Annotated in this window: 23 protein-coding genes and 2 pseudogenes; 11 read left to right on the top strand and 14 right to left on the bottom strand. The window is 35.6% G+C overall.

All coding sequences use genetic code 11. The annotated features are described in order from the left end of the window. Window positions 1-109 precede the first annotated feature (109 nt). Entirely contained in the window at window positions 110-373 is a 264-nt protein-coding gene (locus tag V7097_RS10935) for a hypothetical protein (RefSeq protein WP_335703648.1), read from the bottom strand. 417 nt (window positions 374-790) lie between these two features. Between V7097_RS10935 and V7097_RS10940 the strand changes: the two are divergent. Continuing rightward, window positions 791-865 (top strand): annotated as a pseudogene (locus tag V7097_RS10940) (YjcZ family sporulation protein); the annotation flags it as partial. A gap of 75 nt (window positions 866-940) precedes the next feature. Here the strand turns inward: V7097_RS10940 and V7097_RS10945 are convergent. Together V7097_RS10945 and V7097_RS10950 are read right to left on the bottom strand one after the other, a co-directional pair. Next, window positions 941-1,249, bottom strand: a complete 309-nt coding sequence (locus V7097_RS10945) for a YciI family protein (protein ID WP_335703649.1) — start codon at window positions 1,247-1,249, stop codon at window positions 941-943. An 18-nt stretch (window positions 1,250-1,267) separates the two neighbouring features. After that, window positions 1,268-1,927: an AraC family transcriptional regulator gene (locus V7097_RS10950; protein ID WP_335703650.1), complete on the bottom strand. Its 660-nt coding sequence runs from the start codon at window positions 1,925-1,927 to the stop codon at window positions 1,268-1,270. Between the two features lie 194 nt (window positions 1,928-2,121). On the opposite strand from V7097_RS10950, the gene V7097_RS10955 reads away from it, so the two are divergent. Continuing rightward, entirely contained in the window at window positions 2,122-2,328 is a 207-nt protein-coding gene (locus V7097_RS10955; protein ID WP_335703651.1) for a hypothetical protein, read from the top strand. A 15-nt stretch (window positions 2,329-2,343) separates the two neighbouring features. Here V7097_RS10955 and V7097_RS10960 read toward each other — a convergent pair whose 3' ends face one another. From V7097_RS10960 to V7097_RS10975, 5 genes and pseudogenes are all read right to left on the bottom strand, one after another. Beyond that, window positions 2,344-2,670, bottom strand: a complete 327-nt coding sequence (locus tag V7097_RS10960) for a YnfA family protein (protein WP_335703835.1) — start codon at window positions 2,668-2,670, stop codon at window positions 2,344-2,346. Window positions 2,671-2,775: 105 nt separating this feature from the next. Continuing rightward, window positions 2,776-2,943, bottom strand: coding sequence for a hypothetical protein (locus tag V7097_RS10965; protein ID WP_335703652.1), 168 nt, complete (start codon window positions 2,941-2,943; stop codon window positions 2,776-2,778). 33 nt (window positions 2,944-2,976) lie between these two features. Next, window positions 2,977-3,117, bottom strand: a pseudogene (locus V7097_RS26025) (DnaA N-terminal domain-containing protein); the annotation flags it as partial. 164 nt (window positions 3,118-3,281) lie between these two features. Next, the gene (locus tag V7097_RS10970) at window positions 3,282-3,656 is read right to left on the bottom strand and encodes a DUF4440 domain-containing protein (protein ID WP_335703653.1); all 375 of its coding nucleotides are present in this window, start codon (window positions 3,654-3,656) and stop codon (window positions 3,282-3,284) included. Next, on the bottom strand, window positions 3,649-3,885 hold the full coding sequence (locus tag V7097_RS10975) for a hypothetical protein (protein ID WP_335703654.1): 237 nt from the start codon (window positions 3,883-3,885) through the stop codon (window positions 3,649-3,651). Before V7097_RS10975 ends, V7097_RS10970 begins: the two co-directional genes overlap by 8 nt. A 79-nt stretch (window positions 3,886-3,964) precedes the next feature. On the opposite strand from V7097_RS10975, the gene V7097_RS10980 reads away from it, so the two are divergent. Beyond that, window positions 3,965-4,498 (top strand): GNAT family N-acetyltransferase, encoded by a 534-nt coding sequence (locus tag V7097_RS10980; protein WP_335703655.1) that lies wholly within the window; start codon window positions 3,965-3,967, stop codon window positions 4,496-4,498. Between the two features lie 55 nt (window positions 4,499-4,553). Here the strand turns inward: V7097_RS10980 and V7097_RS10985 are convergent, their stop codons facing one another. Next, the gene (locus tag V7097_RS10985) at window positions 4,554-5,021 is read right to left on the bottom strand and encodes a GNAT family N-acetyltransferase (RefSeq protein ID WP_335703656.1); all 468 of its coding nucleotides are present in this window, start codon (window positions 5,019-5,021) and stop codon (window positions 4,554-4,556) included. A 194-nt stretch (window positions 5,022-5,215) separates the two neighbouring features. Here V7097_RS10985 and V7097_RS10990 point away from each other — a divergent pair, with 194 nt between their 5' ends. Both V7097_RS10990 and V7097_RS10995 read left to right on the top strand, forming a co-directional pair. After that, window positions 5,216-5,758 (top strand): sigma-70 family RNA polymerase sigma factor, encoded by a 543-nt coding sequence (locus V7097_RS10990; RefSeq protein ID WP_335703657.1) that lies wholly within the window; start codon window positions 5,216-5,218, stop codon window positions 5,756-5,758. After that, a complete protein-coding gene (locus tag V7097_RS10995) occupies window positions 5,739-6,707 on the top strand; it encodes a DUF4179 domain-containing protein (protein ID WP_335703658.1) in 969 nt (322 codons plus the stop codon). Before V7097_RS10990 ends, V7097_RS10995 begins: the two co-directional genes overlap by 20 nt. Window positions 6,708-6,802: 95 nt before the next feature. Here the strand turns inward: V7097_RS10995 and V7097_RS11000 are convergent, their stop codons facing one another. Then, a complete protein-coding gene (locus tag V7097_RS11000) occupies window positions 6,803-7,567 on the bottom strand; it encodes an SDR family NAD(P)-dependent oxidoreductase (protein ID WP_335703659.1) in 765 nt (254 codons plus the stop codon). Window positions 7,568-7,740: 173 nt separating this feature from the next. Between V7097_RS11000 and V7097_RS11005 the strand changes: the two genes are divergently transcribed. Beyond that, window positions 7,741-8,343 carry a TetR/AcrR family transcriptional regulator gene (locus V7097_RS11005; protein ID WP_335703660.1) on the top strand — a complete coding sequence of 201 codons (603 nt, stop codon included), beginning with the start codon at window positions 7,741-7,743 and terminating at the stop codon, window positions 8,341-8,343. A gap of 85 nt (window positions 8,344-8,428) precedes the next feature. On the opposite strand, the gene mqo is transcribed toward V7097_RS11005, so the two are convergent. Then, window positions 8,429-9,949, bottom strand: coding sequence for a malate dehydrogenase (quinone) (gene mqo / locus V7097_RS11010; RefSeq protein ID WP_335703661.1), 1,521 nt, complete (start codon window positions 9,947-9,949; stop codon window positions 8,429-8,431). A 455-nt stretch (window positions 9,950-10,404) separates the two neighbouring features. Between mqo and V7097_RS11015 the strand changes: the two genes are divergently transcribed. Genes V7097_RS11015 through V7097_RS11025 form a run of 3 tightly spaced genes read left to right on the top strand, consistent with a single transcriptional unit; the run spans window position 10,405 to window position 12,679 of the window. Then, complete coding sequence (locus V7097_RS11015; RefSeq protein WP_335703662.1) at window positions 10,405-10,743, top strand: PadR family transcriptional regulator; 339 nt, start codon at window positions 10,405-10,407, stop codon at window positions 10,741-10,743. Beyond that, window positions 10,743-11,225: a hypothetical protein gene (locus V7097_RS11020; protein ID WP_335703663.1), complete on the top strand. Its 483-nt coding sequence runs from the start codon at window positions 10,743-10,745 to the stop codon at window positions 11,223-11,225. Before V7097_RS11015 ends, V7097_RS11020 begins: the two co-directional genes overlap by 1 nt. Then, window positions 11,222-12,679, top strand: a complete 1,458-nt coding sequence (locus V7097_RS11025) for a serine hydrolase domain-containing protein (protein ID WP_335703664.1) — start codon at window positions 11,222-11,224, stop codon at window positions 12,677-12,679. Before V7097_RS11020 ends, V7097_RS11025 begins: the two co-directional genes overlap by 4 nt. Window positions 12,680-12,733: 54 nt before the next feature. Here the strand turns inward: V7097_RS11025 and V7097_RS11030 are convergent, their stop codons facing one another. Together V7097_RS11030 and V7097_RS11035 are read right to left on the bottom strand one after the other, a co-directional pair. Continuing rightward, window positions 12,734-13,114, bottom strand: a complete 381-nt coding sequence (locus V7097_RS11030) for a YkvA family protein (protein WP_335703665.1) — start codon at window positions 13,112-13,114, stop codon at window positions 12,734-12,736. 92 nt (window positions 13,115-13,206) lie between these two features. Next, window positions 13,207-13,449, bottom strand: a complete 243-nt coding sequence (locus tag V7097_RS11035) for a glutaredoxin family protein (RefSeq protein ID WP_335703666.1) — start codon at window positions 13,447-13,449, stop codon at window positions 13,207-13,209. Window positions 13,450-13,699: 250 nt separating this feature from the next. On the opposite strand from V7097_RS11035, the gene V7097_RS11040 reads away from it, so the two are divergent. Next, complete coding sequence (locus V7097_RS11040) at window positions 13,700-14,095, top strand: DUF4181 domain-containing protein (RefSeq protein WP_335703667.1); 396 nt, start codon at window positions 13,700-13,702, stop codon at window positions 14,093-14,095. Window positions 14,096-14,122: 27 nt separating this feature from the next. Beyond that, on the top strand, window positions 14,123-14,416 hold the full coding sequence (locus V7097_RS11045; RefSeq protein WP_335703668.1) for a hypothetical protein: 294 nt from the start codon (window positions 14,123-14,125) through the stop codon (window positions 14,414-14,416). 26 nt (window positions 14,417-14,442) lie between these two features. Here the strand turns inward: V7097_RS11045 and V7097_RS11050 are convergent, their stop codons facing one another. After that, on the bottom strand, window positions 14,443-14,580 hold the full coding sequence (locus V7097_RS11050) for a hypothetical protein (RefSeq protein ID WP_335367279.1): 138 nt from the start codon (window positions 14,578-14,580) through the stop codon (window positions 14,443-14,445). Between the last annotated feature and the right edge of the window lie 26 nt (window positions 14,581-14,606).

A 14,606-nucleotide genomic window follows, 5' to 3' on the forward strand; every position in this document is an offset into this window, starting at 1 on the left:
TCATCGTTTTGTTTCAGATTATTCTGTACCTTCAAAAATCTTTGGTAAACTATTTTTTGTAGCCTATATTTATCTTAATCTTTCTCATAAAATAAGTTTCCTCTATTTATTAGAAAAATAAAAAATAAGAAACTATTAAAACGACGATTATTGAAAGTATAGCCCTAATCCAGGTTGCTTTTTTACTTACACCTGCTTTTGACTCTAAGTAATTTATATAATTAACGGTGAGAAGGAAACCGAAGAATGCGAGAAAATATCCTGTTGTAAAGCCACTGATGTCAAATAGGTGAATTGCTGCAAATAAAACAAAAATAGTTCCCACTCCACCAAAAAACATACTTATGTATGAAACCTTTTTATCTTCCTCCACAAAATAATCCCCCAAGAAAAACTATATTTTTTGGAACAATAACTCGACTAAAAATACTATATATCGATTTCACCACATAAAGATACCAAAATATTACATTATTTTCCGTTTCTCTTCCTCGATAACAGAGCCTAAAAGTGTCAGTCCTTTAACGTTCGGGACAATTACCCATTTTCTTAGCAAAACGTGGCAATTTGAAACTAGGTGAGTATACTGTAGGGAATCTTCACTATATAGAAAAGGAGAATGAATATGGAGTTTAATATTTCTAACGTAAATGCCGCATCTTTTGCGAGTCCTTATGTGGCACCACAACCAACTTATTTCGCCCCTAGTCATGAATATGCTGAACCTAGCTATAGTTATGGACATTGTGAACCTAGCTATGGTTATGGACATTTTTGTCCAGAGCCTTGCAACAATTCATTTATATTAATTGTTGTGTTATTTATCTTATTAATAATTGTAGGTACTAGCTTCTGTCGTTTTTAAAAAGCAACACCTTCTAAAAACAACCCACACAAACAAGAACATATTTGTTTAATATGTTCTTGTTTGTTGGTTAAATTATTTATGTATCTTTGACAACGCTATTCGATAAGGGAAAACTTCAGCTGTCATAAGTCCCAGCTTAACAGTTGGATCTTCATTCATGAATGCTTCTGCTTTTTCATCGTTTTCTTCTTTAAAAATAACGATTCCAAATCCTTTTTCATCTTCTCTGTCTGTTTTACCGGCTAGGATTACCTTTCCTTCATCACAAAACTTTTTCAGTCTATTAAAATGATCTCTTACAATTTGACGGTCTTCTTCCGTCCAATTTTGTTCATCATGTAACCGAGGAATTAATTTTAAAATGTAGATGTATTCTCTCATTGGCCGCACCCCTTCATATCACTTATTGCGTGTAGTTTCTATCATTTTTTTATATTGAAGATCCCCTAACCCATATTCCTTAAAATTATTGAGCAGTAAAGATACGAGTTCTTTTTCCTGAACATGTTGGTGTTCTTTAATAAATTTTATAAGAATACTATCTTGATTAAGATAATTTAAATAGAGTTCAATCCCTTTTTCCAATGTGGGTGGTTCAATATGTCTAGGCATTTCTTTATCTATCAACACGTTTTTGTACAAATCATAATATCCCTCTACCTCAAGATTGAAATGATTGAGAACTTCAAACCTGTCATCGACTAAGTGAAACTGGACATCACCTTGATATTTAACTCGGTCTAACCAGGCTAGAACAGTGAGGAGGTTAATTTGACAAAACATATCTGCGTCAAACCAGAGATTTATATGTGTAAACTTCCCAGTAAAGAAAGGTTTCAATGGTTTAAGCGTAATTTCATTATATTGTGTTGTCGTGACTTGATGAACTTTCGAACGTATATCAATGAATTCCTCTGAAAAAAGATTGCTACTGGTTTCCCCAAAACACATAGCCTCGTTGAAGGGTACCATCAATTCTTGTTCAAGAAATTGCGTCTTCTTGAAATGATTGTACATGACTTGACCATTTAGAACATGGATTGTTTTTTTGATCTTCATCTTCTCCCTTAATCTTGCATTCTTTTTCTATTTAGTATAACTCCAATTCACTGTTATTGAATTACCCACTATATATTCTGGAAAAATTTTAAAAACCCTTCGAATAGTATGTATTTTTTAAGTTGCATACTCGAATTTACACGTTCATATATTGGGATTAGGACAACCATTCTAAAAAAATTGGGGGAATCATTTTGGATAGCAACGAAAAAGTAGCACATGCAAAGTCTGATAACAGAAACTATGTAAGAGTTAATAATAACTTTCAGTTTACGATTAATTTTGGTGATTCATTAAATTTGCTGGCTCTAATCGCAGGCATATTTTTTATTAGAACACTCTCTAAAAAATCCAAGTCGGAAAAAGAAAACAAAAGAAAGAAGGCGCTGATCCTTCCATAGATCAACGCCTTATTGTTATTGTCTCGGTGCGAATAATATGACTGACACACCAATTATACAGATTCCAGCACCTAGCCAATCGTATAGATCGGGTGTTTTTTTATCAATCCCCCAGCCCCATAAGACTGAAAGCACAACAAAAACTCCGCCGTAGGCAGCATATACTCTCCCGAACGATGGAAAAGTTTGAAAGGTGGCAATCACTCCATACAAAGCTAAAGCAATCCCTCCTCCAATCCCCCAATAAAAGGGCTTCCCTTCCCTTAACCAGAGCCAAATTAAATAACCTCCGCCGATTTCGGCAATACCTGCTAGAATAAAAAAGAAAATTGCATGAAAGATTTAAACCACGTCCTAATTATATAAATATTGTATTTGTATCTCTGCAAAGAACCATAATTGCTTACTAGTATGGACTCACTAGACCGACTCCGTAAAAGCCTTATGTTATTTCTCTGTTTTTTCCAAGCGATTGATTCTATCTTCTAACTCATTAATCTTTTGTTGTTGTGCTCCTATTAATTTCATTAACTCTTCGTATTCGTTGCTGCCTTTGCTTTTTTGAAATTCGTTCCGTTCAAATGCTAGACGTTCTCCTACAATTACAATTTCCATGCTTTTACCCGCTACTTCCTCTACTGTTTTAGAAATCAACGTCTTATAGCAAGAATCAAGCCAATCAGCCTGAAAATCATTCTTAGCTTTTACGAAAACAACGTCGTCTTTACATTCTGCTGTAGTGTTCGCTAGCCAAGTTACAAAACTTGGTTTAGAAATTTGATCACTAATCCTATTTTAAAACCTTTTGCCAAATCTCCATTACAACATCCCCTATACACTTTTAAATGTCTATTTTACCCACAGTTCATTCCAAAGCCCTTGCCCTAGATAAATGTGTACAGTAAATTTCAACACTTGTTTATTATATCAACCATTCTCGTATTTCAAAAACCTTAGCTTCTAAGTACTTCACTTAACTTCATTGGCGTGATCGTGCCTTGATGAAAAAACAATTGCCATCTTCCATCTATTAATTTCCATATGGAACTTCGAAGGGTATTGCGTTCTCTCGTTACATCAACTATATAATATGTTGATAAAACAACATCCGGTGCCAGCGGATAAATTTCATAGTTATGGAGGGACATTTCCGTAAGTGCAACCCCAAACTCAAGACATTCTTTTTTATCAAACATATAACCCGAGCTGCCAATCTCAAAAAAAGCATCTGCTAGGATTTTATCTAATTCTTCACGACTTTTCCGAACTTCAATGTTTGTGTGCATTTCCTCTAATTCTTTTAAATGTTGCTTTAATTGTTCATTCATTATCTTTAGATCCCTTCTTAATATCTTCTAACAATCCAACGATTTTTTCATTTGTATGATTCAGTTTCTTTAACTCTTTTTCGATTGATATAAAATAATTTATAACAGCCAAAATAATGAGAATTCCTCCAATCCAAACAATGACTTCCATAAGGCTTCCTCCCTCTCCAACGTCCATTAATCCATTTTTATGTACTATTCTTCCTAAACCTTCCCAATCCTTCTTCACCTTTGAAACTTCTGGTAAAATGTATAGACCAACACAACATCATTCGTAAAAAAAGTCACAGAAGAATAGAGGGCTATATATGGAACTTTTAATAAGACAAGAACGACCTGAGGATTTTCACGAGACTGAGGAAGTTGTAAGAAAAGCTTTTTTGAACGAGGAATACAGCGATAAACAAGAGCACTTTCTTGTGAACCGGATTCGAAAATCGGATGCTTTTATACCCGAACTTTCGTTAGTTGCCGTTAATCTTGATGACGAGATCGTAGGACATATACTTCTCTCAAAAATTCAAGTTGTGGATGAAGAACGTTCCGTCGAATCTCTGGCACTGGCACCTGTGTCGGTCATACCGGAATATCAGCACCGAGGAATTGGAAGTCAATTAATCCGTGCTGCACTATATGAGGCTAAGGAACTCGGATATCAATCGGTGATTGTGCTAGGGCATCAGGATTATTATCCACTTTTTGGCTTCAAACAGGCAAATCTTTGGAATATTAAAGCTCCTTTTGAGGTACCGAATGAAGTGTTTATGGCACTCGAATTGGTTGAAGGATCTCTTGAAAATGTTCAGGGTGTTGTGGAATATTCCAAAGCATTTGAGGAATAAAAAATAGGGCGTCCAAGGGTCGAATGAATCGACCTATTGGGCAATCCCATTTTTATTATTCTAATTTCAAACAATATATTGGCTCAGGATGATGCCCCTCTTCGACCTCTCCAGTTGGTTTAAAACCCACTTTCTCATAGGCTCGTATAGCGCGTTCATTATTATAGATAACAGATAAATAGATTTCATTACATTGATAAGTATTAACCATATCTTCAATTATTACATTTAATACAGGGATTCCATATCCCTTTCCTTGATACTTGTGACCTAACATCATACTTATCAATTCATACCGTTCTGTTTCTTTTTGATACCCATGGGACGTAAACCCGATTAGCGTTTCCCCATCATAAATTGCTTTTGGTGTGAAACCAAATGTTTGGCTTACTGCTAGAAAATATGCATTTGATCCCACCCATCTTTCAAAGATTTGGAAGTATTTCTCTTGGTTTTCATCCGACTTTAACTTGATAACATCGTAAAAATTATCCTCTGTTACATCAACCAATCTAATCTTCATGTGAGCTCCCCTTTTTAGTTGAAAATGATTTATCATCCTATAAAATTCAATAAATGAAGAGTTCCTCCTTCTTAGAACAGCGCACATCGGTAAGTTTTTTATTCGACAAAATGATATATTACAATAAACACAAAATTTTTTTTGAAACTTTTTATTACATTTCATGCCTCTAATAATTGAAAGGAGGTTAGCTAATGTCGTATTCTACGAAATTAGTCGAGTTGGCCATTGCTGGCGATAAGCAAGCATTTGAACAACTTATTAAACTTGAAGCTGAAAAATTATATAAAATTGCGTATTTACATATGCGGAACAAAGAGGATGCACTTGATGTAATACAGGAAGCTACCTATAAGGCCTATATTTCCATACACCAGCTGAATTCACCTGCTTTTTTCAGTACATGGTTAGTGAAAATCTTAATGCGAACAGCCTACAATGAACTTGCACGTAAAAAGAAGTTGGTACAGCTACCAGAAGAGGCATTAGAGTATCTTTTAGAATCGAACCAGACCACTGAACTGAATCTATCAATCGATTTATCAGATGCACTTTCGTCGCTAAACATGAACTATCGAAATGCTATTTTACTTTTCTATTATTATGATTTACCGATTCGTACGATTTCTACAATTCTTAATAAACCACAGGCAACAGTTAAAACGTATTTGCGTCGAGCAAAAGCCGAATTAAGAAAAACGTTAGGGGCTGACTATTATGGAAAAGGATTTATTTAACGAAATTGAAATACCGAAACAAGAACTAAATTTTGCGATTGATAAAGGGATTGAACGCGGTGAAAGGTCCCGTAAAAATAGAAAATACATAAAACCATTAAAACGCACATCCATTTTTACTACTGGTGCAGCTGCTGTCCTCCTTGCCTCAGGATTTATTTTTTCACCTGTAAATCAGGTTCTAGCGCAGGTTCCGATTATTGGAGGTATTTACGAAAATTATCAAATGCCAATTGGTCAGGATTTGGCAGCAGAACAACTTATTACAGAAATCAATGAAACCGTTGAAAATAATGGAGTCAAAATGAGTATTACATCGATCTTTTACGATGGTTCCTATGTTGGTTTAACATTTAAAGCATCTGGTGAAAACTTATCCAATACATTTGGAGGAGAAACAGGACCTGAGTCAGGGTATTCGTATAAGATGTTTGACGGGAAGGATGAATCTGGATGGGGTTCTGCCATGGGGACCACAACGAAACAAGGCGATGACTATGTTGCTGCGATGATTTTGCAAAATCCAAATGAGAAAAATCCGGAGGAGTTAACACTCCCGATTACATTTACACATATGGCCGGAGTACATGGGAAATGGTCTTTTAACCTTTCCATAAAGAAATTGCCATCTCGAGAAATTGAATTAAATCAATCCCTGTTCTCTTCAAACAATGAATATAGCCTCCATTTCAAAGATATTAACATTGGAAAAACGAACGCAATTTTAACCTATGAAGAGTTAAAAACAGCTGGGATTGAGGGCGAGAACCTACATTTTGCTATCGTTGATGATCAAGGTGTAAAAATATCCCTAAATAGCGTTTCAAATTCTACTATTATATTTGAAATAGATAGTAAAAATCCACCAAAATTTATACAGGTGAAGCCTTCGTATAAAATTGGCAAGGAAGAAATAAGTTTGGGTACTTTAAAGGTTGATTTGAAATAAAAGTTAAAAAACCGGACTTCACTAGTTGTCCGGTTTTTTGGGGTCTATAAATTTATGAAGAATAAACATATCGATGTTCATTCGACCTTTATTTATTATCGAGCAGTCCATGCTCCATCAACAGTTACAACTTCACCGTTGATGAATTTTGATTCATCAGAACCTAGGAATAATGCTGCAGCAGCAATATCTTCAGCTTGTCCACCATTAAATGGCCCTAGATCTCCAAATGTTGCTGCTCCTAGTGGATCTAGACCAGATAAGTTTGCTGTCATACCTGTTGCAATTGATCCTGGTGCAATTACATTTGCACGAATTTTTCCATTTTCACGACCATAGAATGCTGCAATATTTTTTGCTAAACCGATTGCAGCGTGTTTTGACATGGTGTAAGCTGCTCCACCACGTGCTCCAAGGTAACCAGCAATGGAAGCAACACTCACGATTGTTCCACCAGTTTCTTGTTCTTTGAATACCTTGATAGCTGCACGGCTTGCAAAGAATTGACCGTTTAAGTTAACACCCATTACACGTTCAAATAATTCATTTGTCGTATTTTCTACTGATGCCATGTTATCAAAGATTCCAGCAATGTTAGCTAGGATATCTAACTTTCCATATTCATCTAAAGCTTTTTGAATCATTGAATCGATATCGGCTTCCTTCGATACATCCGTTTTAATTGCAACTGCTGTACCTCCAGCGGCTTTAATCTCTTCAAGTGTTTCATTCATTGAAGCTTCGTTAAACTCAGCTAAAACAACTTTAGCCCCTTCTTTTGCATATAATTTTGCAGTTGCTCGACCCATTCCTGAACCTGCTCCTGTTACAATAGCTACTTTACCTGCTAATCTTGACATAATAATATTCTCCCCTCTATTGAATCTGAATTTGTCTTGAAATCAAGATATATTGAACACTTTAATCGTAAGACATGTCTGTTTCGGCTTCAATATGCAATAATAATAGAAGTGTACGATAACCAACATATTGATTGGTTTTGTATGTTAAAAGTGTAAGAAGGAGCTTTCAAATGTCTATTCAACATCCCGACAAACGTGTAAAAAGAACAAAAGAGACCTTTAGACAAGTTTTATTATCATTGATGGAAGAAAAAAGCTTTCATGAAATTACAATCACAGAAATAGTAAAGGCTGCAGATTTTAACCGTGGTACCTTTTATGCACACTACGAACAAAAAGAAGATTTATTAGATGAGATTATTGAAGAGATGTTTAAGGAAATGACCGAGGCTTATCGAAAACCATATCTCGATTTATCGGTTGTAGATTTCAACAAAATTCCGGCAAACTCAATTGTTTTATTTGAACATTTTTTAGAAAATAAAAATTTCTATAAATTGATGTTACGTCCAACAACGAACTATAATTTTCATGAGAAGTTATTGAAAAGGTTGGATAGGATATTTAGAAACGAATTTGAATTCTTCGTTACTGATGTAGACCCTGATATTGATATTAAACTTTTTAGTACATACCGAATCCATGGAATTATCGGATTGATTCTTGAATGGATTGAAAATGATTTTGAACAATCTTCAACCTACATGGCAGAACAACTCATTCAAATATTAAAATTTCACACACCGAAAATCTATATCAAACAAAAAGAGTAATCCTACCTTACTTAATGGAAAAAACCTCCAATCCTAATCGAGATTGAAGGTTCTTTTTATCTAGATTTCTCTTATTTTTAAAGGACTAATTCAGAACAAGTTCCTTTTCTTCTATTGCTTCTTGTTCGAGTAGGTCGAGTGCTTCTCCTGTTGAAGCATTTATTTTCGCTAGAAGATCTGGATGTTCCATTAGTGATAGCCCAAATGAAGGAATCATGTCTTTGATTTTTGGCTCCCATTCTAGCATATGTTCTGGGAAGCACTTTTTGATTACTTCAAGCATAACATGAACAGCAGTTGATGCTCCTGGTGATGCACCTAATAAGGCTGCAATTGAGCCGTCAGCTGCAGTTATGACTTCAGTACCGAATTGAAGCGTTCCTTTCCCACCAGCTTCAGTGTCTTTGATTACCTGAACGCGTTGACCAGCCACCACTAAGTCCCAATCTTCACTCTTAGCATTCGGAATAAACTCACGTAATTCTTCCATGCGCTGTTCCTTCGTTAACAACACTTGCTGAATCAAGTATTTAGTTAGCGCCATTTCTTTTACACCAGCAGCTAACATGGTTAACAGATTGTCGTGTTTTACAGACGTGATTAAATCCAAGTTTGAACCTGTTTTTAGGAATTTTGGAGAGAAGCCCGCAAATGGTCCAAACAGTAATGATTTTTTATTGTTGATGTATCTTGTGTCAAGATGCGGAACAGACATAGGTGGAGCACCGACCTTTGCTTTTCCATACACCTTCGCGTGATGCTTTTCAATCACTTCTGGATTATTACATACCATGAAAATTCCGCTAACTGGGAATCCACCAATATGCCTTCCTTCAGGGATACCGGATTTTTGGAGTAAATGAAGACTTCCGCCTCCGCCTCCGATGAAGACAAACTTCGCTTTATGGTGTTCAACCTGACCATTGCCAAGATTTTTCACCTTTAAATCCCATAATCCGTCGCTTGATCGTTTTACATCCTTGACGCTGTGGTTGTAATTAATTTTGACATTTTTATTCTTTAAGTGGTCAAATAACATTCGTGTCAAATTTCCAAAGTTGACATCGGTTCCATCTTCAGCTTTTGTAGCTGCAATTGGCTCATTGGATGTGCGATCCTTCACAATAAGTGGTATCCATTTCATTAATGTTGAAAGGTCATCGGAAAATTCCATCCCTTTAAACAATGGATTGTTTGACAGCGCTTCAAAACGCTTCTTTAAAAAAGCAACGTCTTGTTCACCTTGCACCATACTTATATGTGGCAGTGGCATGATAAAATCCTGTGGGTTGCGAATTAGATTGTTGTTAACGAGATATGCCCAAAATTGTTTGGAAACTTGGAATTGTTCGTTAACTCTAATCGCTTTCATAATATCTAATGTTCCGTCTGGTTTTTCAACGGTGTAGTTAAGCTCGCACAGTGCAGCATGCCCTGTCCCAGCGTTATTCATTTCTTGAGAGCTTTCCTCTCCTGGTTTGTCAAGCTTTTCAAAAACGGTAATGTTCCATTCAGGCACTAGTTCCTTCAAGAGTGTCCCTAATGTTGCACTCATGATACCAGCACCGATTAAAATGACATCTGTTTTGGTTTCTATGTTGCTCATTTTTATCAACCTTTTCTTCTGAAATTTGGACAAAAAAGATGAATGCGTTCACAAAGAATGTGCTCGCTATTGTCGGACAATCATTCTTGTCTCAATCTTTGCCATTAATTATGGCAATTTATATAGATTCATATATCAATATTATAAGATAATTATAAACTTTTTAAAAGCCGGTTATAAGTGAGATATTCAACCAATGGGTATGGCTCCGACAATCCAACCTCTGTGTACTATCTGAGCTAAGACAAGACTTATAAAATCACACTCTTCATTTTCAACATAATTATTATAACACGTCTACATCAAGTTGAATGAAAATAAATCTTAATAATTTTACTTTTCAGCATTTCCATAAAACAGCGATAATTTCTCTTCGTTGCCAATACACTCCCATTTTACATATTCTTAACAAATATATACTTGATTGAAGTATATACATGAATTAAAGTAAGAATATGGACAGAACAAGTTTAATTAAAGGTCATTTAGAAATGTGTGTATTAGCGATTTTATCTCGTCAGAAAAGCTATGGATATGAAATTATGAAGGAATTAGAAAAACACAATTTAAAGTTGAAAGGAGTAGGCAGTATTTATCCAATCCTAACAAAGCTTAGCGAGCAGGAATGGGTCAGTACATCAAGGGAACTAACAGAAACGGGGAAGGTGAGAGTGTATTATGAAATCAATGAAAACGGAAAACGTGCACTTTCAAATAAAATAGCTGAGTGGCTTCATTTACAAAACGATTTAAAGTCCTTGCTTGCTGATAACATGAAGGAGACAAATGAATAATGACTATATTAACAAAGCTTGAAAAAGATTATGTAGAAAAAGTTCTTTTGGAATTAAAAAAACACAAAATCAATAAGGAACAATTGGATAGCATCAAGGAGCAGCTAATGGATCACATTTCATCCTCACACGAGAATGGTGAAAATAGCATCGAACAACTAGGTGATTCTGATTCACTCGTTAAAGATTATTTAGAAATATACGGTATCGATATTCATAATGAAGGAAACCGAAAATCAAAGCATTTAACTATTATTTGGGGTGCTATCTCATTTCCAGTTGTTTATTTATTTAGTCAGTTGATCTTATCGTTATTTTTAACCCAATCTTTTAGTCAGCAAAGATCGTTCGAATACAACATCATTTATCGAATTTCCGAACAGCCGTGGTGGAACACGTTACTAGTTTCAATAAGCTTATTCTCCGCCATTGCCTTTTCAATTCTCTTATCTGTTATTTTGAGAAGGAGGTCCGTTATGTGAAAAGAATATCGCATTACCTGATTTTCACAATATTATTCATGTTTTTGTTGCCCACTTCTCATATTTCGGCCAAAGATACTTTAGATTCAGAGCTACATTCATATATTGAGAACTACATAGAAAAGCAACGTATCCCAGGTACTGCAATTTCAATTATTGAAAATGATAAGGTCATATACTCGGAGACAATTGGTCATACTGGTGGGAATGTAAAAGAAGTAACACAAGACACTCCTTTTTCATTAGGATCGATTAGTAAATCGTTCACAGCACTTGCCGTTCTAAAACTTGCAGAGGAAGGATTGATAGGACTGGATGATCCGATCAACAACTACCTCCCCTCTTTTACTTTGAAAGATAAAGAGGCTTCGACAAAGATTACGATAACACAACTACTAACACAGACAAGTGGCATTAGTACATATGATGGGATGGCTATTTCGGATTTAGGGTCCGATGAACGTGACGCAATCCAAACGAATATTCATTTGCTCTCAGATACCAAATTGACGGAAACTCCGGGAACTCTACACCAATACAGCAATGCAAACTTCTCTATTCTTGCAGCATTAATTGAGGAAGTTACAGGTCAATCCTATGCAGACTTTATGGATGAACAAATTTTTAATCCATTAGGAATGAACCATGCTGCAGCTGACTTTGAAAGAGCATATGATCGAGGGTATCAATCAGGGTACCAATCTTGGTTCGGATTCCCTGTTAAAAGTAAAGTACCGTATGACAATGGTGGTGCCCCGTACGGATACATAACAGCAAGCTCAAATGACATGGTTCATTATTTGAAGGCTCTGATTCAGAGAAATGAAGAAAAGCTTGTAAATGAAGAGCTTTTAAATCTATCCTTTTCACCACATGTGCAAACTGGGGAAACACGGTATTATGGCTTTGGTTGGAGAATAACAAATCCAGGTTCAGACAAGGAAATGATCTGGCATTCCGGATCAACTCCTGACTCTCGTACAGACATCTTTTTTTATCCTGAAACGAAATGGGGAGCAGTTATTCTAACAAATAAGGAGCACATTTTAGAAGAAGCCGCCCTCATCCATTTCAGGAATGGGATTATATCCATTATGAATGGCGAAGAACCAACTAAAGTAGATGCTTATAAACCAACAGTTCAAGTAGTTATTTCTCTTTTAGTATTGCTTCTTTTCGGAGCCATCGTTCTATTACTAGTAAAAATAAAATCTAGTAAAGAAAGAAGATATCGCCGTATGAATACAGTTGTTGGAATAATATTGATTTTACTAACTATCATTTTAATTCCATCACTTATCTATTTTTCATCGTCTCCTTGGCATTCGATAACATTATTTTCACCTGATATCGCTCTACTCACAGTTTTGTTATCCGTATTATTGTTTGGAAATGGTATCCTTCTCATGGTCTATAATAAAAGAAAGAAAATCAAGCCGGAAAACTCTTTATGAGCTTCCGGCTTTTTTAATTAGAAAAGAAGCGTTAATCCTTGGATTAACGCTTCTTCATTGAAAATACTGATACGCTTTTATAGCAATCCAGATGAAGATGAGGGACCAAAGTAGAATAATAAGCGCCCCTACGATCCAATTTTTAGGCTTACCTTTTTTCATTAATTCTTCAGCTTTTACTTCACAGTCTGCTATAACAGCCTTTGGGATCATTTTCATAGCAAACATGATTCCGATTGGGACAAGAATGATCTCATCCAGATACCCGAGAATTGGAATGAAATCAGGAATAAGGTCGATGGGACTAAACGTGTAGGCCACCACCCCAGCTGTAAAAAGCTTTGCATACCACGGAACTCTTGCATCCTTGTATGCAAAGTATAGGATATATATCTGTTTTTTTAAGTTCTTTGCCCAGCTTTTAATTTTCTCCATAGATTCACCCATTGATTTTGATTCAATATGTTATTCCTTCATTTATTAGATGTGAATTACCCATTTACCATTCTTGTCCAAAACGGCCATAGTTAATCCTTTTGCAACGGTTCCAACAACTCAATTAGTTCAGGGGTAAATCCTTTTACAGCGCGATCTCCCACGACTGTTACAGGTACACCTAAGAAGCCGAAGCGTTCCACTTCTTTTTGATATACTTCATTTTCAGCAATATTTCGAACATCGAATGGAATTCCATGTTCAGTGAGTACCTTTTTTACAAAAGTACACTCGACACAATCATTTGTCGTGTAGACAATTACTTCATTTGTCATTATTGGTAATCTCCTTTATTCTCTGGTTGGCCAAATTTCCCACCATGGAAGTCGCGATAAGCTTGTTGGATCTCTTCCAAGGAAAATTCGTTCACCCCTTGTATGCTCTATCTAGTAGTCTTTCCTATTTCCATTTTATTTTGACACGGTTAGGGGGATTTGTACAAAAATTACGCTTAACTTTTTCTGGAATATTTACCCACCCACTCATATAATGGACTAAAGAACCTGTTTTTAGTGGGGGAATTGTATGGAGTTCATTTTGGGATTATTTTTATGCCTTCTTGGAGTTATTGATAGATTAGTAGGAAAAAGATTGGAACCAGGATATAACATCATGGAGTCTGATGGAAGTGTGAAATATAGGGTGGGGAGCATTATCATTTTAATCCCAGCTATTATTGGGATTTTTATGATCGAATATAATGATACGGATACCTATAAATGGTTAATAATTTTGGTGTTAATCATGCATTGGGGATTTCAGGCATTCATGGAATGGATATATGTAGAGGGAAAGAAGTATCGATTGTCCTTACTACTATTGATTGTGGGCGTCATTGCTACTTGGGGAATCTTTTTTGTGGATGAAAAAGTTAATAGTTCAACTTTTGGTGCAGAAATAAATGAAATGCTAGATGAATAGCAAATAACTAAAATTGAAGTTTTGCGAATGGTATACGATGAAAATCAGGAGTACTCACGTGAAAAGGCAACCATAATTGACCAAAATTTTATAGATAAATTTTCAACCCTACCTTCAGGAATGGTATTGAAAAAGTCAAATTCAGCAATCCCAGGTCTTGATTATATTATGTCGATTTACACCCACGTTGGTCCGTATACCGTAACCTTCTCAGAGGAAGATATTCGAATTGAGGACGATAAGTATTTTATCCTTGATAAAAATGAACTGATAAAGTTAATTGAAGGTGAAAAATTGGAATGGGAACCAGCTTCTTTTTAAAAAATAAAATCCCCTTAGCCACTCGGCTAGGGGGTACTTAATAAAGATTCCATTTCTTCTTCAGTTACAAATTTCCATTTTATATCTTTCCATACGTCTTTATCCATCGCTTCAATGAGTTGGTCGATTTCATCATAACTAAACTTAATAGCATGTTCATTCATGTAGACCACCAAACCTTTCATTACAG

Source organism: Bacillus sp. JJ1562 (genome assembly GCF_036962705.1).
In the GTDB taxonomy this organism is placed as follows: Bacteria; Bacillota; Bacilli; order Bacillales; family Bacillaceae_L; genus Ferdinandcohnia.